This is a genomic window from Cyanobium sp. LEGE 06143 (genome assembly GCF_015207535.1).
GTDB lineage: Bacteria > Cyanobacteriota > Cyanobacteriia > PCC-6307 > Cyanobiaceae > NIES-981.
Genome location: NZ_JADEWP010000027.1, coordinates 1 through 18,312, shown reverse-complemented (window position 1 = coordinate 18,312; position 18,312 = coordinate 1). Strand labels below are relative to the sequence as shown.

At 60.5% G+C, this 18,312-nt stretch carries 15 protein-coding genes and 1 pseudogene; 9 read left to right on the top strand and 7 right to left on the bottom strand.

Annotated features, from left to right (window positions below; all coding sequences use genetic code 11):
- Window positions 1-227: 227 nt before the first annotated feature.
- On the top strand, window positions 228-1,109 hold the full coding sequence (locus tag IQ216_RS03590) for a formate/nitrite transporter family protein (RefSeq protein ID WP_186697758.1): 882 nt from the start codon (window positions 228-230) through the stop codon (window positions 1,107-1,109).
- 127 nt (window positions 1,110-1,236) lie between these two features.
- Here the strand turns inward: IQ216_RS03590 and cynS are convergent, their stop codons facing one another.
- A complete protein-coding gene (gene cynS, locus IQ216_RS03585; protein ID WP_193814362.1) occupies window positions 1,237-1,698 on the bottom strand; it encodes a cyanase in 462 nt (153 codons plus the stop codon).
- Between the two features lie 337 nt (window positions 1,699-2,035).
- Between cynS and IQ216_RS03580 the strand changes: the two genes are divergently transcribed.
- The gene (locus IQ216_RS03580; RefSeq protein WP_186697756.1) at window positions 2,036-2,512 is read left to right on the top strand and encodes a redox protein; all 477 of its coding nucleotides are present in this window, start codon (window positions 2,036-2,038) and stop codon (window positions 2,510-2,512) included.
- Window positions 2,513-2,552: 40 nt separating this feature from the next.
- On the opposite strand, the gene IQ216_RS03575 is transcribed toward IQ216_RS03580, so the two are convergent.
- The 6 genes and pseudogenes from IQ216_RS03575 to IQ216_RS03550 all read right to left on the bottom strand — a co-directional run bounded on the left by IQ216_RS03575 (window position 2,553) and on the right by IQ216_RS03550 (window position 9,682).
- The gene (locus IQ216_RS03575) at window positions 2,553-3,446 is read right to left on the bottom strand and encodes a transglutaminase family protein (RefSeq protein ID WP_193814361.1); all 894 of its coding nucleotides are present in this window, start codon (window positions 3,444-3,446) and stop codon (window positions 2,553-2,555) included.
- A complete protein-coding gene (locus IQ216_RS03570) occupies window positions 3,431-4,414 on the bottom strand; it encodes an alpha-E domain-containing protein (protein ID WP_193814360.1) in 984 nt (327 codons plus the stop codon). The genes IQ216_RS03575 and IQ216_RS03570 overlap by 16 nt, the downstream gene beginning before the upstream one ends.
- Window positions 4,408-5,880, bottom strand: coding sequence for a circularly permuted type 2 ATP-grasp protein (locus tag IQ216_RS03565; protein ID WP_193814359.1), 1,473 nt, complete (start codon window positions 5,878-5,880; stop codon window positions 4,408-4,410). The genes IQ216_RS03570 and IQ216_RS03565 overlap by 7 nt, the downstream gene beginning before the upstream one ends.
- A gap of 108 nt (window positions 5,881-5,988) precedes the next feature.
- On the bottom strand, window positions 5,989-6,264 hold the full coding sequence (locus IQ216_RS03560; RefSeq protein WP_193814358.1) for a hypothetical protein: 276 nt from the start codon (window positions 6,262-6,264) through the stop codon (window positions 5,989-5,991).
- A gap of 201 nt (window positions 6,265-6,465) precedes the next feature.
- Window positions 6,466-7,206: pseudogene (locus IQ216_RS03555) on the bottom strand (transposase).
- A 73-nt stretch (window positions 7,207-7,279) separates the two neighbouring features.
- A complete protein-coding gene (locus tag IQ216_RS03550) occupies window positions 7,280-9,682 on the bottom strand; it encodes a hypothetical protein (RefSeq protein ID WP_193814357.1) in 2,403 nt (800 codons plus the stop codon).
- Window positions 9,683-10,351: 669 nt separating this feature from the next.
- Here IQ216_RS03550 and IQ216_RS03545 point away from each other — a divergent pair.
- The 7 genes from IQ216_RS03545 to IQ216_RS03520 form a co-directional block, all read left to right on the top strand.
- Window positions 10,352-11,131, top strand: a complete 780-nt coding sequence (locus IQ216_RS03545; RefSeq protein ID WP_193814356.1) for a transposase — start codon at window positions 10,352-10,354, stop codon at window positions 11,129-11,131.
- Window positions 11,132-11,535: 404 nt separating this feature from the next.
- Entirely contained in the window at window positions 11,536-13,110 is a 1,575-nt protein-coding gene (locus IQ216_RS03540; RefSeq protein ID WP_193814355.1) for a transposase, read from the top strand.
- A gap of 299 nt (window positions 13,111-13,409) precedes the next feature.
- A complete protein-coding gene (locus IQ216_RS14105) occupies window positions 13,410-14,030 on the top strand; it encodes a ferrous iron transport protein A (protein ID WP_370566593.1) in 621 nt (206 codons plus the stop codon).
- Window positions 14,023-16,110 carry a Fe(2+) transporter permease subunit FeoB gene (gene feoB / locus IQ216_RS03530; RefSeq protein ID WP_228007092.1) on the top strand — a complete coding sequence of 696 codons (2,088 nt, stop codon included), beginning with the start codon at window positions 14,023-14,025 and terminating at the stop codon, window positions 16,108-16,110. Before IQ216_RS14105 ends, feoB begins: the two co-directional genes overlap by 8 nt.
- Window positions 16,065-16,403, top strand: coding sequence for a nucleoside recognition domain-containing protein (locus IQ216_RS14100; protein WP_228007091.1), 339 nt, complete (start codon window positions 16,065-16,067; stop codon window positions 16,401-16,403). Before feoB ends, IQ216_RS14100 begins: the two co-directional genes overlap by 46 nt.
- 12 nt (window positions 16,404-16,415) lie before the next feature.
- Complete coding sequence (locus IQ216_RS14650) at window positions 16,416-16,685, top strand: FeoC-like transcriptional regulator (protein ID WP_193814354.1); 270 nt, start codon at window positions 16,416-16,418, stop codon at window positions 16,683-16,685.
- Window positions 16,686-16,981: 296 nt separating this feature from the next.
- Window positions 16,982-18,312, top strand: a 1,331-nt coding sequence (locus IQ216_RS03520) for a trehalose-6-phosphate synthase (RefSeq protein ID WP_228007089.1), incomplete at its 3' end; no start/stop codon positions are given.

The window sequence follows — 18,312 nt, the reverse complement described above, 5'->3', positions numbered from 1 at the left end:
CTTCAGCTCCAACCACAACGCCTTCCCCCAAGGGCGCTGGTTCCGGAACAGATCCCTTCTCTCGCTTCGTGAACTGGTTCAGTTCCGTTGGGGCTGAGTCTTCCGAACCTGTGCGGTCCACCCCATCCGAGGATCCCTTCAGCCAACTGATGAATCGCATCAGTCGCTGATCACCAGCCTGCTCTCCAGGGCCTGCTGATCTCTGTTACTTCGATCTTTCCTCTTTCATGGATTACGTCTTACCTAATGAGCTCGTCGATGGGATGATTGCCGCTGGAGGCAAGAAGTCCAGCGTCAGCGTCAAGAACCTTCTGCTGCGAGGCTTCTACTCCGGATCCGTGCTTGGTCTGGCGTTGTGTCTGGCCCTCACCATCATGGTGCAGACGGGCATTCCCTGGATTGGATCATTCATCTTCCCCTTTGGCTTCGCCAGCATCGTGCTGTTTGGCATGGAACTGGTCACCGGTAATTTTGCCCTACTGCCGATGGCGGTCTGGGCCGGCAAGACCACCTGGAAGAAAACCTTCCACAACTGGATGTGGGTGTGGATCGGCAATTTCCTCGGCACGGGCTTGGTCGGCATCCTCTTTGCCATGAGCCTCACCAGTGGAGGAACGGCAGATCTGGCCACCGGGGCCGGTGACTGGGTGGCCGTGGCCAATAAGATCATCGGCCTCAACAAAGCCAATGTGATTGCCAAGTATCAGAACCTCGGAGCCCTTGGATTCTTTCTTGCCTTCCTGCGCGGTCTGATTGCCAACTGGCTGGTCTGCCTGGGAGTCACCCTGGCCCTGGTCAGCAAGAGCGTTCCTGGCAAGATTCTGGCCTGCTGGCTGCCCATCACCGCCTTCCAGGCGCTGGGGATGGAGCATATCGTGGTGAACATGTTCCTGCACACCACCGGCCCCTTGCTGGGTTCAGGCGTGAGTTTCCTTCAGATCGCTTTCTGGAACTACCTGCCAGTGACACTTGGCAACATTGTGGGTGGCATGGTGTTTATCGGCATGCTCTTCTACAGCACCCATCGCTCTCCGATCAGCAATGTGTTGCCCACCAGGCATGATGAAAAGCTCGAAAGGGAACTCGCCGCCGAGCTGGGAGCGCGCTAAGTTCAGCCCCTGCGATTCCACTGCAGCTGAATGTCTATCTTGAGAATCGGCTCAGCCTTCTTCTTATCAGTCACAAGTGCCGGGCAGCAACGCTGCCCGGTCTTTTTTTATGGGTTCAAGAAGTGGTTCACCACTTCTTGTAGGGCAGGAACTTGCCGCACATGGTGATCTTCACCCTGTCTCCCGTGGGGTTGGCTTCTTTGTCGACATGCAAGGTGAAGTCGATGGCGCTCATGATGCCATCGCCGAACTTCTCTTGAATCACATCCTTCAGTGGCATGCCATACACCTGCATGATCTCGTAGAAGCGGTAGATCAGGGGATCGGTGGGGATCACCGGATCCAGGCTGCCCTTGGTGGGGTAGGCCTGCAGGGCGGCTTCGGTGTCGCCATCAAGGGCGAGCAAACCGGCCAGGGTTGTGGCTTCGTCGCTGGAGGCGCAGGCCTGGCCATAGAACAATGAGGCGACCCACACTTCATCGCGACCAAGGGCCTCACCCAGCTCGGAGAAGCTGAGTCCTTTGGCTTTCTTGGCCTTCAGAAGTGCGGCCGTCAAGGGCGATCCGCTGGAGCCAGGTGTTGATGACATGGTCATAAAAGTTGAGATCTGATGTGGCAGCCAAGCAGCTGATCTGTGGGCCCTCTGCTGCTTGATGTGCTGCAAGATGGAGCCCCTTCATGATGTCGTTACGGCTGTGATTCTCGTGTGTTGATCGATACGACCAGGCACGGAACCTGCTGCGCAGGCCACCTTCTGGCCCGTGCCACTCCCCTGCGGCCCAGTGCAGAAACTGCCCAGGCGGTCGGCCGTTTGGTAGTGGCGGCCACACTGGCTGGGGTACGGTGTTCGGTTCACTGGATCACGCCCAACCGCTGCGCGCCCAACACCGACTGCCATGACTGCCACAACGCCGAGACCGGCGCCGATGTTCGAGCTCATCCCCTACGAGAAGTTCCGCGACACCCCCGCGGTGCGCTTCTTCGACATCACTGTGGCCGCGTCCAATGCCCGGGATCTGGTGATCCACTCGGGGCCCGCCACCTCCCCTCCGGACGATCCGGCCACGGGAGCCTGGCAGTTCTACCTGCATCCCCACCAGGAGGACAATCTGCTCGCCCTGCACGGCGGCCGCACCTTCTATCTGGTGAACTTCGGCTGGAACTACCCCTTCCACATCGTGCGGCTCGATACGGGCGGCGACATCCTCAGGATTCCGCCGGGAACCTTCCATCGTTCCGTCTCCGATCCTGACGGCTCGGTGGTGCTCAACCAGGCTGTGCGCGAACCGGGTGTCAGCCTGGTGCAGGAATTCCGTGTCTACAACAGCCGGAGGATTCCGAGGCTGTTCGCCACCACCTTCAAAACCGCGCCGCTGCCCAAGCTGCACGGTCTGCACTGGTAAGGCGTGTTGGCTGAATGCTGACCACCCAGCCCCGCCGCGATCAGCCCAGGGGCAGGCTGGCCTCCAGGGGGGCGACGGGATCGAGAATCTCCGCTTCGATCAGCCAGTCAAAGCTGCTGCTCACCCCAGCTGGGCCTGAAAAGCAGCCGGTGATGGCCGCGGTGAGTTCCGGCTTCGAGGACGTGGCCAGGGTGATGTAGCGATCGTCGACCGGACCCTTGCCGCTGGGGTCGTAGCCGCGCCAGCCGGCTCCCGGCAGGTACACCTCCGTCCAGGCGTGCAGGTCGTACTGCTCGGGAGCGGGATCCACCAGGTGGTAGCCGCTGACGAACCGGGCCGGCAGGCCCACGCAGCGGCAGGCCTCCACCATCAGCATGGCCAGGTCACGGCAGGAGCCCACCCGTTCCTTGAGGGTGCGGCCGGCAGGCCAGGCGGGACCCACGTGGCGCTGGGTGTACTTCACCCGGTCCTGGATCATCTCCACCAGCTGATCGAGAAACATCAGGGCCCGCTGGTCGCTGCCCATCAGGGCCTCCTGGGCCATGTCCACGGCGGCGGGGTCGTGCTGGCCATTGGGCAGCCAGCCGCCGAGGGCGCCCTGCAGGTCGCCGTTGAGGTGGCCCACGGGGTAGGGCAGCAGCGGCTCGTTGGCCTCCAGGCAGGCCTGCAGATCCGGCGGCGCGTGGGAGACCACCGTGCTGCTGGCCTCGATGCGGAAGCTGTCACAGGAGCCGCCGAAGCGGGCCCGCAGAATCTCATCACCACTGGCGGCGATCAGGGGAAACAGGGAGCTGGGCTCAGGATCGATCGTGAGCTGGAAGTCCAGCAACGTCTGAAAGCCATGGCCCCGGGGCTTGAGACAAAAGCGATGGGCTCCGAGCAGAACAGGCGCGCTGTACCGGTAGCTGAACGAGTGCTTCAGGTGAGCACGCATGCCGGATCCGCGCTCTGGGACTCAAGGCTGGCGGCCACGAAGTAGCGCCCCTCGATCAGGTTGTGCAGGCGGTTGAGGTCGCTCTGCAGGGCATCGATGGCCTCATGGAGGCCTACCGCGAACAGGTCGTCGATGCGGGTGTAGCTCCAGCGGGCCAGGGTGAGGCCACTGAGGCACTCCAGCTCGTCCGGTGCACCGGGCACCGAGCGGCCCTGCACGATCCTGAGGGTGTCCTGAATCCGCTCCAGGCAGTAGCGCACTGAGCGCGGAAAGATCGGATCGAGCAGCAGGAAGCCTGCCACGGCGCGGGGTTCGATCGCCTGTTGACGCGACTGGCGGAACATCTGGTAGGCCCCGGCACTGCGCAGCAGCGAGATCCACTGCAGTTCATCGAGCACGCCGCCCACCTCGTCGGGGGAGGGCAGCAGCAGGAAGTACTTCACATCGAGGATGCGGGTGGTCTTGTCGGCCCGCTCCAGCAGCCGCCCCAGCCGGCTGAATTGCCAGGAGAGATCGCGGCTCAGGGTGGAGTCGGTGATGCCGTAGAAGAGCTGGCAAGCCCGGCGGATGTCGCGCAGTTGCTCCTGGGGGGGTTGTTTCCAGAAGCTCTCATTCTCCTGCAGCGTCCAGTAGATGTCGTTGAGCTGCTCCCACATCTCGGTGGTGATCACTTCGCGGATCTGACGGGCATTCTCCCGGGCAATGGCGATGCAGTTGGCCACGCTGTTGGGATTCTCCTCAGCCCGCACCAGAAACTCGATCACATCGTCGGGGCTGCCATTGGTGTAAAGCTTGTCGAAGAGTTCCCGTTCGCCGCTGGCATCGATCAGGGGCAGCCAGGGTTCGGCGCTGCCCGGGGGGCAATCGAGGGCCATGGCCTCGCTCACCTCCACGAAGCGGGAGATATTCTCAGCCCGCTCCACATAGCGGTTGATCCAGTAGAGCGAATCGGCGACGCGGCTCAGCATGAGCTGGAGCCCTGCAGTTGGAGCTGGCCATTGCCACGCTCACTGACGATCCATGTGTCCTTGCAGCCCCCACCTTGGGAGGAGTTCACCACCAGGGAGCCGCGCCTCAGGGCCACCCTGGTCAGACCGCCGGGACTCACCCAGGCGCCTTTGCCCCGCAGCACGTAGGGCCGCAGGTCCACATGGCAGGGGAACAGCTCGCCCTCACTCAGGGAGGGCACGGTGGAGAGTTCCAGGGTGGGTTGGGCGATGTAGTTGCGCGGGTTGGCCTCGATGCGCTTGGCGAAGTCGTCGATCTCCTCCTGGCCGGCATGGGGGCCGATCATCATTCCGTAACCGCCCGCTTCAGCCACCGCCTTCACTACCAACTGGCTCAGGTGCTCAAGCACGTAGGCCCGATCCTTGTCGCGGGAGCAGAGGTAGGTGGGCACGTTGTCAATGATGGGCTCCTCCCCCAGGTAGTACTGGATCATCTCGGGCACATAGGCATAGATGAGCTTGTCGTCCGCCACCCCCGTGCCAGGGGCATTGGCGATCGCCACCCGACCGGCGCTGTAGGCCTGCATCAGCCCCCGCACTCCCAGCATGGAATCGGGACGGAACACGGCTGGATCGAGGAAGTCATCGTCGATGCGGCGGTAGATCACATCCACCGGCTCCAGACCGCCGGTGCTGCGCATCCACACCCGGTCGTCCTGGCAGACCAGGTCGCGGCCCTCCACCAGCTGGATGCCCATCTGCTGGGCCAGGTAGCTGTGCTCGAAGTAGGCACTGTTGAACACCCCGGGGGTGAGCAGTACCACCGTGGGGCGCTCCGTCCAGGGGGCCAGCTCCCGCAGGCTCTGGAGCAGGTGGGAGGGGTAGTCGTCGATCGGCTGCACGGTGCGCCCGGAGAACAGGCTGGGGAACATCCGCTTCATGACGCGGCGGTTCTCCAGGAAATACGCCACGCCTGAAGGGCAGCGCAGGTTGTCTTCCAGCACCCGCCAGGTGCCCTGGCCATCGCGGATCAGATCCAGGCCGGAGATGTGGCACCACTTGTTGAGCGGCGGCTTGAATCCCTGCATCTGGGGCCGCCAGCCCTGGGAGGTCTCCAGGTCTTCCCGCGCCACGATGCCGTCCCGCAGGATCAGCTGGTCGCCGTAGACGTCCGCCAGGAAGTGATCGATCGCTTCGAGCCGCTGCACCAGGCCCCGCTCCAGGGTCAGCCATTCGCCGGAGGCGATCAGCCGCGGCAGGGGGTCGAAGGGCAGGATCCGTTCCACCCCGCGGTTGCCGGAGCCGTTGAGACGGAAGGTGGCACCAAGCCGCTTGAGCAGCATGCCCGCGGCCACGTGGTTGCGGTTGAGCTCTTCGAGGCCCAGCTGGCCCAGGGAGGAGAGTAGGGGGGAGAGGGCTCTGCGGGGTTCGTCTGCGGCGCTGAAGTACTCGTCGTAGCCGCGGTGGGGCTTGTAGTCCGTGAACATCCCTGCCCTGCTGGCTCTCCCTAATCATGGGCAGCCGACCAGGGGCTGGCCGGTGTGGATTGCTACGAAAGCTCCCTCCCGTGTGCCGTTGGTGGCTTTGGGAGGTTCCTAGAGCAGGAAGTAGCGCTGGGCCATCGGCAGCACCTCGGCCGGCTCCAGCCCATGCAGCGCGGCCAGCTGCCCCCGCAGTCGCTGCCAGCCGCGGTCGGGGTAGACCCGCACGGCCGAACCGAGGGACGCCCCCAGCAGGGCACGGCGCAGGGCCCAGGGCGGCCCGAAGGGCACCAGGGAGGCACTGGCATCGAGCAGCCGGCCGGGGGGCTGGCCCAGGCGGGCGGCGGCGGCAGTCAGGTTGCCGCCATGTCGCTCACCCGTGTCGCTCACCCGTATCGCCACTGTCCAGGGCCGAACGCTAGGGAGGCTCTGAGCAACAAGGGCTTGAGGGGCTCCTGAGATCTGGCATCGCCGGATTGCCCCTCCGGATATCCTCAGGGATTGATCCGTGCCCAGTTAAGGTCATCTAGTGCCTCTTATTTACTGCCTTACACCCCTGAATGGCCTCATTCGGGCAAGCCACTCCCCTGCTCATAGAGTCGCAAGCAACTGACGCCGCGCCAGGAACAGATTCGTCAGGGCAACTAGAACATACACCTTGCAGCGGTTCTTCACCATTCCCCGCAGTCTGGTCTTCTGAGAACCGAACTGCTGATTGATCACGCAAATCGATGCTCACCTTGCTTGCAGGGACGCATGGCCACCCAAAACTCCGTTGACTTTCCTGGCAGCTACCGGCATGGATCTTCATGCCGTAGGCGAATCCTTCCGCGTAGCGGTGAAACCACTGGTTGCCCTGCTTTGTCTGATGCATCTCCGGATCGCGCTGACCAGAATTGTTCTTGGTGGGGCTGTGGGCGGCGATCAAGGTGGCATTGATGATCGTGCCCTGCTACAAGGACATACCCCGTTGCCTGAAATGGGTCTTGATGGTCTCGAAAATCTGCTCGCCGAGGTTGTGCTTCTCCAGCATGTGCCGGAAGTCAATGCCCGCAAACCGCCGCATCCTCGGCACCTCGATCAAGGCATCCTCCTGAAGTGGATGGCTCAGCGAGTACTACTGCTGCATCAGGTGGATCCGCAGCATGGTGCCAGCGGATAAGGCGGGAGGCCACTTTTGCCGCTTGTGTTGGGGTACTGGGGCTCGATCAGAGCGATCAGGGCCTGCCAAGGCACCATTGCGTCCATTTCTGCCAGGAACTTCTCCCACTTGGTGCGCTTCTTGGCGGTGGTCTGCTCGTCATCAGAGAAGCCGAGCTGCTGGCCCCCCATCAAGCCAATCCTGGCTTTCGATCGGGCTTTGATTATCCCGTGAAACTGGCTGGTTTTCCAGGGTCTCTCTAACTTATATGTGGTCGAGTCCGACTATGCTATTACGACTAAGCTGGTTGAGAAGCACTTCAAAGGAGCCTTTCGTCTTGCTGGCTGGGAGCTTACTCTCGTCAGGCCTGAATCTAAGAATGTCACTACCAACTCCTATTAGCTTTCCTGCTGAATAGTTTCCATAAGTTGATAATAGCAACTGTTGTCTATGATAGCTGATGGCGGCTAAATTTTCAGACTTAGACGCAAGGTTCACATCACTCCCATCAAATACATGCGACCATCGACCCTTCGTCTTGGGACCGAGGCGCGAAGGGCGGAAGAGAATAATATCCTCGCCAGAGCCCCGTGAGCCCTTAACGCGATACCTCCCATTAGTAGAGATTAATAAGTCACCGCTTTCTCGATCGTACGACATAGCATCAATATTCTCACTTTTTCCAGATAAGCCAACATCAGAACCATCGAAGAAAAGTGAAAATGAGCCTCTGGTTCGCTTCCCAAGGGAATTGGCTGTGAATTCAACGATATCAGACTTGTCATAAGTAACCCCATTGATTGTTGTTGTGTGCGCAAACGACATCAGTATGCCGCGCCCTGTTAAGGCGTCAATTGCGTCAACCTTGGCCGAGCCTAAGCCGACCTGGGAACCATCGAAGTATAGCTTGTAGCGGTCACTTCTAGGATTATATAAGACAATGTCTTCGGGTTGGAATATCTTTCCATGGAGTCGTTCTTTTGACGACAGACTGAATAGTATGCGAGCAGACTTGCTGCTGTCCCGATCGCGATTTGCGAGTGGAGAAACAGGGCCGATTAGTGGTGTATCAACAGGTAAACCAAGGCCAACATACTGAATAATGTTGCGTCCGCCATAATTCTGTGGATTAGTATTATAGTTGTTTGCAACCCATAGATTTCCTGCTGGATCTAGCTCTAACCCTGTTCCACGGAATAAGACTCCGGGAAATTGGTACCCCTCCGATGGTGATAGCAGCTCCCCACGCCTCACAACTTGTCCAGCGACCTTCTGAGTCTTCCCACTTACTACATAGACTGACTCTTGAAGGAAGGCATTAACGTAAGCATTGCCTTGGGCATCTAGGCTTATGCCCCATACTCCAAGTTCTTTATCGCTAAGTGTGAACAACTCCTTCCTTCCGCTGAGAGGCTCAATAACGCTTACGGTAGAGCCACGTCTATTGCCGCTGTTCGTGAACCAAATCTCTCCGCTGGCAGCTGCTGCGATGCCCCAAGGGGCATCAAAACTAGAGTCAACGTACGTACGTTTGCGAAATCTTTGGTTTTTGCGATCGTAGCGAAGTTCAACTACTCCGCCAGTCCCAAAACGCCCTCCTTCAGTGTACGTTACCCAGGCGTCTCCCTGAGCATCAATCGCGATATCAAACGGCTTGGAGAGTGTTGGGTGTTCAAACGGCCGAGGATTCTGGCTGTGACGTGGCTTTCCATCCAAATAAAGCACAACTTTGCTGCTCTGGCGTTTAGTTTCACGGCTGCTTGCAATCCAGATGTTTCCCTGTTGGTCAGAGACTGTGCCTTGGGGGCCCAGCATGCCGCCCTGCGTGAACCCCCCAGTAGGAATACGCTTAGGTAATCGAGAGCCATTTGGTGATCTAACTCTCCCGTTGGGGCTAAACCTGGACACGCTGTTGCCGTTGCCCCGTAGGGGAATCAATGCAGGTTCATTCGTAAAAGAGTTATTCCCTCCAAATCCATAGTTCCCCACCCAGACCTGTCCGCCAGGGTCAATGCCGATGCCGTAACCGGCACCGTAGAGCCCACCGCCTTTGAGCGGTCGCCTCTGGATCAGATTGCCCCCTGCATCTAGATTGATTAAGGTGTTACCGGGAAATGGTGGCTCATCACGAGGTGCAAACGGCGTGTAGTTGTTGGTGATCCAGAGTTGACCTTTCTTATCAATAGCAATGTTGCCTGGTCCGTTGATAGGATTTACACCCTTCGAGTTACGGGCAAAGTGAGCCAATCCGAGAACCCAAGCTTTTGGCGGCGAGTCGGCAGGTAGGCCGCCGGAGTAGGTAGGCTCTTGCAGTGATAAAGCAAAGAGCTCACGGCTCACATTCAGTGGAGCCTTAGCAAGATTAACCAGTGCTTCTAGCGTTGTTGATGCTGAACCTCCCTGGGCATTGACCGCGCTATCAAGGAAGACATCCAGGTTCTTAGCGGGATTCCTTATTGAACTAGATAGAATATTTGCTAGCGTAAAGAATGTTTCTTGGCTTTCTTCGATGCCAGTCAGTCTTTTAGCAATGCGGCCACTAGGTCTAACAAGGTTTTTGTAGGCTTCCTGCGCGACAGATAGCGAGCGTATTGGCCCTCTAACTTCCTCTCCCTTAAGGAAGTTATTCAGGGCCCAAGCAGTTGCAACTGTGCTGAGCTCATTCAAAACCAGCGCTTTGGGGATCCTCTGAGGGGAACCCACTAGCCCTGCCAGTATTTGATTGGACTGGGCTCGGCCTCTGCGATTTGAGAGACGGGAAACCACGTAGAGAGGACCGTTCCTCTTCGAGGGTACATCTCTAAATGCATATACTCCCCTTCTAGAAGTTACCGTTTCTGCAAGAACCCTTGATTTCTCGCCGTTTGTGCCGGCTTGTAGTAGAAATACATCTGCGCCCTTGATCGCGCGTTCGCCCGTCTTAACTTCGCCCGTTAAACTGAATGTTTGCCTGGCCATTAGCGCTTTGAGCTCAGTTGTAGTAGTAAGTTCAACCTTGATTCAGCTCCAGCCCGTCTGGCAAGATTCTTAATACAATTCTTCAACTAGAAACTTTGGACACGAAGTGTCAGATGGATTTGTTGGACTCGCCTTTCTGTCCAAGTCCCATTGCTAGCTTCTAGGAGCCTGTCGCGCGTAGATCGCGCCCCGATCTCTCCGCAGACGCCTGCCAATCTGCCCAGATCCTAGTGACTACAACGGATCTTGGCGAGACAATGGGGTATGCAGAAGCCCAAGTCCTTCCGTCCCTGGCAGCCGGAACAGACAACCCTGCTGCCGCCATCACCCAGTGACTGGCTCTCGGATGACCACCAGGTGTATTTCCTGCTCGATCTGGTGGATGTGCTGGATCTCTCACAGGTCCTGCTTCCTGCTCAGGCCAAGGATCCACGTGGGGAGAAGGGCTTTGACCCCAGGATGATGACGATGCTGCTGCTCTACGCCTACTGCGTGGGCATCGTCTCCTCCCGCAAGATCGAGCGCGCCTGCTACGAGGACCTGGCGTTCCGGGTGCTGACCGGTAACCAGCAGCCGGACCACAGCCGCATCAGTGAGTTCCGCCGTCGCAATCTCGATGCGTTGAGCGATCTGTTCATCCAGATTCTGCGCCTGTGCCAGAAGGCCGGGATGGTGAGTCTGGGGCATGTGGCACTGGACGGCACCAAGATGCAGGCCAATGCCAGCAAGCACAAGGCGATGAGCCACGAGCGGATGCTCAAGGCTGAAAAGCAGCTGGAGAAGGAGATCAACGCTTTGATGCGCAAGGCCGAGATCCTGGATGCCCAGGAGGATCGCCGTTACGGCAAGGACAAGCGCGGCAGTGATCTGCCGGACGAACTGCGGCGGCGTCAGGACCGCCTGGCCAGGATTCGCCAGGCCCGTAAGGAGATGGAAGCGGAGACCGCTGCGGCCGCAGCGCTGCAGCGGCACGAGGAAGCAGAAGCCGCCAAAGCCAAAGCCACTGCCGCCCATGAATCGGATGCACCGGCAGCGGAACGGGCCGAGCTGAACAAGAAAGCCGAGGCGGCAGCGGCCACAGCCAGGACGGCCCGTGACAAGGCGATCGAGACCGCTGAAATCGCTTGTGTGGAACCACCGGACCTGGCCATCCTGTGAGACGCCTGAGAAGTCTCCGGTGCGTCGATGCAGGCCAGGCGGATTGTCAGCTTCTGGACGCCATCCATCACTCTCAGCGTTTCGCCATCACCGACTGGGATGACTGTGGCTCCCGCGGCTGCCCCTGCTGCTCCAGGAAACCGCCGCCCTGTGGGCATGGCTGAGCGGAGCTTCCTCAGTTGCTGGGGATGAGCCCCAGCACGATCAACCGAATGGGGGATCGACATTTACCTCTGTCCGACGACAATCTGGTTGAGGGGCGCATTGCATCGTTACTTAGGTTACTTGCGTAAGGTTGTTGCATCAACATTTGGCGCAAGGTGGCGGTCATGCCGAGCGGTGCTGCGGCTGACAGGCGTGAGGTTGGAGCGGTCGGCCCTGATCCGCAGCGCAGACGGGCCGCGATGGAGGCTGCCCGCCAGCGCTACGGGGGCCTGAGTACTGCTGGTAAGCGCAAGTTGCTGGACGAGCTGGAGGCGATCACGGGGTATCACCGCAAATCGCTGCTGCGGCTGCTCAATCGCAAGGCTGCTGCCCCCGTCGAATCAGAAGGGCCGCTCGATCAGGCGTCCCTCAAGCCCCATCCCCGGCGCCGCTATGGCCCCGAGGCAGCAGAGGCGCTGGTGCCGTTGTGGGAAGCGAGTGATCGGTTGTGCGGTAAGCGCCTGGCGGCCCTGCTACCGCTGTTGGTGGAGTCTCTGGAGCAACACGGCCACCTGAACCTGGCGCCGGCGGTGCGTGAGCACGTGCTGGCAATGAGCAGCGCCACGATCGATCGGCTGCTGGCACCGATCCGCAAGGCCAGCGCTGCCAACAACTGGCGGCGGCCGCCGCGGGCCTACAGCGCCGTCAGGCGGCGGGTGCCGGTGCGCACGTTCAAGGGCTGGAGCGATCACAGCGAGCCCGGCTGGCTGGAAATCGATCTGGTGGCTCACTGCGGCGGCCGCATGCAGTGCCCATTTCTGTGGACCCTGATGGCCACGGATATCGCCACGGGCTGGAGCGAAAGCCTGCCGATCCTGGTGCGCGATGGCGCGGTGGTGCTCACGGCCCTGCAGCTGATCCGCCGGCAACTGCCGTTTCCACTGCGGGGGATCGATGCCGACAACGACCCGGTGTTCATGAACAGCCTGATGCAGGCCTGGTGTGACCGGCCGGGCCACCAGATCGTGCTCACCCGCTCCAGGGCGTACCAGAGCAATGACCAGGCCTGGGTGGAGCAGAAGAACGGGATGCTGGTGCGCCGGGTGGTGGGCTACCAGCGGCTGGAGGGTCTGGAGGCGGCCCAGGTGCTGGGCGAGCTGTACGGCGCCCTGCGGCTGTTCACCAACCTGTTCCAGCCATCGTTCAAGCTCAAAAGCAGTGAGCGCGACGGCGGCCGGATCAAACGGCAGCACCACCCACCGCGAACGCCCCTGCAGCGGTTGCTGGCCGCTGGCATGCTGAATGAGGAGACGGTCGAACCCTGGCGGGAGCTGCAGCGCCGCAGTGACCCGGTGGCCCTGCTCACCACGATCCGACGCTGCCAGGGACAGTTGGCGGTGCTGGCCAGCGGTGAACAGGGCTCTGCGTTGCAGGCCAGTCGAGTGGAAAGGGATCTGGCTGCTGAGAACCGATCGCTGGAGGTATTCCTGGGCGGACTGCAGACCCTCTGGCAGAGCAACCAGCCCAGGCGTCGCAAGCCCAAACCCCGCAGCGGCAAGCGCTCCAGGCCCGATCCGTTTGAGCCGGATGTGGAGCGGATTGAGCAATGGCTGCAGACCGAGCCCCAGCTCCAGGCCAAGACGCTGCTGGAGCGTCTGATCCGCCACAACCCGGAGCGCTACGGCGCAAGCCACCTGCGCACCCTGCAGCGGCGCCTGCGCGGTTACCGGCTGCAATGGATCGAGAACGAGATGGCCGCTCTGGCGGTGGCCGGGCCTCCAAGCCTGGTGGAAGGCGAAAGCGTGGAGAAGCCAGTGTTACCAGGCGTCAATTGAAACGGGTAACAAGTTGTTGATGCAAAGCGAACCACAACTTGATTGACGCGCCGCGACAGCCTGGTCACGATCCCGATCCCCGCTGCGATCTCAGGCTCCAGCGGGCTTCCGAACAACCACTCTCTACCGGTCAACCAGATTGACGCCACCCGTCAACCTGATTGACACGGGACAGCTAAACAAGGTGTGTGGTTCAGGAGTAGAGGTCTGCATTGCCCCGCTCTGATATCGGCAAAGGTGTGGCTGCCCTGCGGCGGTGGAGCTCCTGGCCCGGGCTCTGGCGCTCTGCCGCGGCGTACGTGAAACCAGGCGATCCAGCCAACCCATCCAGCCTCGATGCGTCGTCGTTTCTGCTCGCTGAGGCTTGCCTGGAGGAACCGCTCTGGGTTGTGGAGGTGAGCGCCCAGGCCGAGCTCAGGGACAGGTTGATCAGCATGGGCCTGCATCGGGGTCGCTCACTGCGGGTGGTGATGCGCGCTGCCCGCGACTCCCATCTGGTGGCGGTCGCCAATGCCCGCCTGGCACTGGATGGGGCAATGAGCCGAGCCATCCGGGTCCGCCGCTCAGCCGTCGAGATCGCCCCGGAAGCGCCGTCAAGCTCCATTCCATCGCTCGCTTCATCCATGGACATCTCACCCCAGAGACCCACGCAGCAGCCCGGCTCAGCGCCCCCGGTGGATCAGGTGCAGCTGCAGACCCTCCCCGCAGGCAGCCGCGGCCGTGTTCAGGGGTATCGGCAGGGCTCGAGAAGTTACCGCCAGAAACTTCTGGCCATGGGCCTCACTCCTGGAACCGAGTTTGAAGTCACTCGCCATGCCCCAATGGGCGATCCGGTGGAATTGAAAGTGCGGGGATTCTCACTCATGCTGCGCAAGCATGAAGCTGACATGTTGATCGTTACGGTGCTACGCCATGCCTGAAGCCATCATCGCCCTTTGTGGCAATCCGAATTGTGGCAAGACAACCCTGTTCAACGAGCTGACTGGCACCAATCAGAGGGTTGGCAATTGGCCCGGAGTCACGGTCGAGCGCAAGGAAGGCCTGCTCGAGGTTGGCTCCATGCCGGTGCGGCTCGTGGATCTGCCTGGTATCTACTCGCTTGACCTGGCTGATTCCCAGGGAGGCCTCGATGAAAAGGTGGCCAGGGATTACCTGACCTCCGGCAAAGTGAATCTGATCATTAATATTGTTGATGCCTCGAATCTGGAGCGGAATCTCTATCTCACTGCCCAGATCATGGAGATGCGTCTCCCCATGATCGTGGTGCTCAACATGATCGATGTGGCCGAAGAGGCGGGCTTCGCCACCGACAGCGTCGCCCTCTCCGAGCGACTGGGATCCCCGGTCGTTCCGCTGGTGGCCGCAAAGGGCATCGGGGTGGAGAGCCTCCTGCATGGCGTGGAGCGTGAGCTGCAGAGCCCGACGCCACCCCGGCCCTATGTGGCCTACCCGCCAGTGGTGGAAGATGCCATTGCCGCCCTGATGCCCCAGCTCGGCTGCTTGAGCGCCGCTGTGGGCGCCGGCAGCCTCACGCCGGACCACCGCTGGCTGGCCCTCAAGCTTCTGGAGGGCGGTTCCCAGGGCGAGACCCTGCTAACCGGCCGGCGCGAGCTGAGCCAGCAGGTGGCGAGCCATCGGCGCCGCATCCGCCAGGTTCTCCAGGAAGACATCGATGTGGTCTTCGCCGACAGCCGCTACGGCTGGATCCGGCAGCTGGTCTCTGGCGTGGCCAGGCAGACCCGTCTCGTCAGCCGCAGTGTGTCAGACCGGATCGATCAGGTGGTGCTGAACCGGTGGCTGGGGATCCCCATCTTCCTGTTGGTGATGTATGCACTCTTTCTGGTGACGATCAACATCGGTGGAGCATTTATTGATTTCTTTGACATTGCTGCGGGCACCATCTTCGTGGATGGATTCGGCGCCCTGCTGGCTGCGGCTCAGATGCCTGAATGGCTGATCCTGATCCTTGCCGGAGGTGTCGGTGCCGGCATCCAGACTGTAGCCACGTTCATTCCCATCATTGGAATCCTGTTCCTTTTTCTGGCCATCCTGGAGGATTCGGGCTACATGGCCCGGGCGGCCTTCGTGATGGATCGCTTCATGCGCTTGATCGGCCTGCCAGGCAAATCATTCGTACCCATGCTGATCGGATTTGGCTGCAATGTGCCTGCCATCATGGCCACCCGTACGCTTGAAAACAGGCGCGATCGGTTGCTCACGATCATGATGAATCCCTTCATGTCCTGTGGGGCGCGACTGCCGGTCTACGCGCTATTCGCTGCGGCCTTTTTCCCTTTATCCGGTCAGAATGTGGTGTTTGGTCTTTACCTCATCGGTATTGCCATGGCCGTGCTCACCGGCCTGATCCTGAAAACCACCATCCTGCGTGGCCAGGCATCCCATTTCGTCATGGAGTTGCCGGCCTACCACATGCCCACCATCACAGGGGTGCTGATCCGAGCCTGGGAGCGGTTGAAAAGCTTCATCATGCGGGCCGGAAAAGTGATTGTGATCATGGTGATGGTGCTCAGCATCCTCAGTTCAGTGGGTGTTGATGGCAGCTTTTCCAATGAGAACAGTGATCGATCTGTGCTCAGCAGTGTCAGCCGATCGATCACTCCTGTCTTCAGCCCTCTCGGCATCCGTCAGGAGAACTGGCCGGCCACGGTGGGAATTTTCACGGGTGTGTTTGCCAAGGAGGCCGTTGTGGGCACCCTTGATGCGCTCTATTCCACGCTTGGGGCTCAGGATGATGCGGCCCGAGGCCTCGCTCCCCAGGCCGACGACGACTTCCGCTTCTGGGATGGCCTGGCCGAGGCGGTCGCCACCATTCCAGCCAACCTCTCGGAGGTTCCCGCCATGCTGCTCGACCCCCTGGGATCACTGTGGGTGATGTCAGCAACGTGGATTCAGCGGCCGAGGCGCAAGCGGTTGGGGTGGGAACGTTCGGAGCCATGGCCACCCGCTTCAACGGCAGGATCGGAGCTTTTGCCTACCTGATCTTTGTGCTGCTCTACTTCCCCTGTGTGGCCGCCATGGGTGCGGTCTACCGGGAAACCAACGGGGGCTGGACAGCCTTTGTTGGCCTCTGGACCACGGGTCTGGCCTACGCCGCATCCACCCTCTTCTATCAGGTGGGAACCTTTGCCAGCCATCCGCGCCTGTCCATGGGCTGGATTCTGGCCGTCATGGTGGCTGCTGCCCTCACCATTCTCGGCTTGAAGGCCATCGGCCCCCGGGCCGTGGACCCGGAGCGCGAGCGGCTGAATGATGCCTCTGCCCAAGCCCTCTGAGATCCAGATCCTGTGATTCTTAGTCTTCTCAAGAATTACTTACGAGACCATCGAGCGGCTTCGCTCACCCAGATGGAAGCCAGCCTGGGTGTACCAGCTGACGCTCTGCGAGGCATGTTGGATCTGCTTGAGCGTAAGGGCCGGGCCCAGCGCCTGCCTCGTGCGCAGCGCTGCCATGGCTGCACACTTTGCGACGAGAAAGCATTGGAGTTCTACCGCTGGATGGGCGACACGGATGTGCCGGCTCAGAGGCCCTGTCAGCAGGAGCAGTGTCCTCAGTGAGTCTCGCTGGAGATCGCTTCTGCATCATCCTTGCCGCCCATCGATCAGCTTGATGTGACTCTGCCCAGCACACTGATGAAATCAGCGACGCACAAGCGGCGATGAAAAGCGCTTGACAAAGTGGTACGCATGATCTAGTATCGAACGTTAGATTCGACTCAGCAAATCTTTTTCGGCGCGCAGCGCTGGCGACGCGATCAGGCCCTCGGCCTGCCTGGTGAACGCGCTGATCCCAGGCTCGTCCCACGCTGATCCGCCATGCGGCCCACACCCTTCAGTCCAGCGATCTCCTGTTGATGCCAGTGTCCCAAGCCATGCGTGCCACATCCAGTCCGACCACGCCCAGCACCCTTGAGCGCTCGGCTTCCAGCCAGGCCTTCGGCGGCAGCAGCTTTGTGCTGGTGTACCACCGCTCTCCTTACGACCTGAAAACCGCTGCTGATGGAAGTACTGAGTTTGTCGACCAGAAGAGCCCGAACGGCATCATTCCCACCCTCCGCAACCTGTTTCTGGAGGAACGCTCCGGCACCTGGATTTCCTGGCGCCAGGATGAAGACGCGGTCAATGCTGCTGATGAACGGCTCACCGTTCCATCGGCCAACCCGTTCACGCTGCGACGGCTGCCGCTCACTGAAACGCAGATCTCAAGCTTTTATCATGTCACTTCGAAGGAATCCTTCTGGCCTATTCTTCACAGCTTTCCAGGCCTTTTCAGTGTTGATAACTCAGACTGGGACACCTTCGTAGGCGTCAACCAGTCGTTTGCCCGTGCGGCCTGTGAGGAGGCGGCGGAAGGGGCCACGATCTGGGTGCACGATTACAACCTCTGGCTGGCCCCAGCCCAGATCCGGGCCCTCCGGCCCGATGTGAGGATCGCCTTTTTTCACCACACACCCTTCCCCTCCAACGACGTGTTCAGCATCCTGCCCTGGCGGGATGAAATTCTCGACAGCCTGCTCTGCTGCGACCTGGTGGGCTTCCACATTCCCCGCTATGCCGACAACTTCTCCCGCACCGCCATCAATCTGCGCGGCGCCCGCTGTGGGGATCCCGTGCCTGTGGCGGTCAAGTTCCGCCACCATGGCAGTGCCCTGGCCCAGCCCACGGTGTTGCCCTGGTTGGAGCACAACGGCCGTCGGGTGCATATCCAGGCCTCACCGGTTGGCACCTCTCCGGATGTGATTCGTGAGCTGAGAGACAGCACCGAGGTGCAGACGATGGCGACCCAGATCTCCGAGCAGCATGCCGGCCGCAAGTTGATCATCTCGGCCTCCCGGGTGGATTACACCAAGGGCAACAGGCTGGTGACCGGCGAAGCCTTCAAGCGGATCCCCAAGATCCGTTTTTTCGGAAACTCGGCCTTGTCGCTCTTTACCAAGATTGCGTCCGGATACTGGCATGTTGCCGATTCCCAGACCGGCTACACGGCGATCAACGCGCGCGCCCTCAAGGTCATCAACTGGGACAAGATGTTCAAGCGCTACGGTCAGCCAAATGATCTTCTGGTCAAGCTGAACGTCGAAGGCTTCCGTGTCCAGGATGTGCCGGTCGAGCCGGTCTACAATGTGGGTGAGCAGTCGGGAATCAACATCCGGAAAGTGATCTTTACCATCGGATCGCTGCTCGG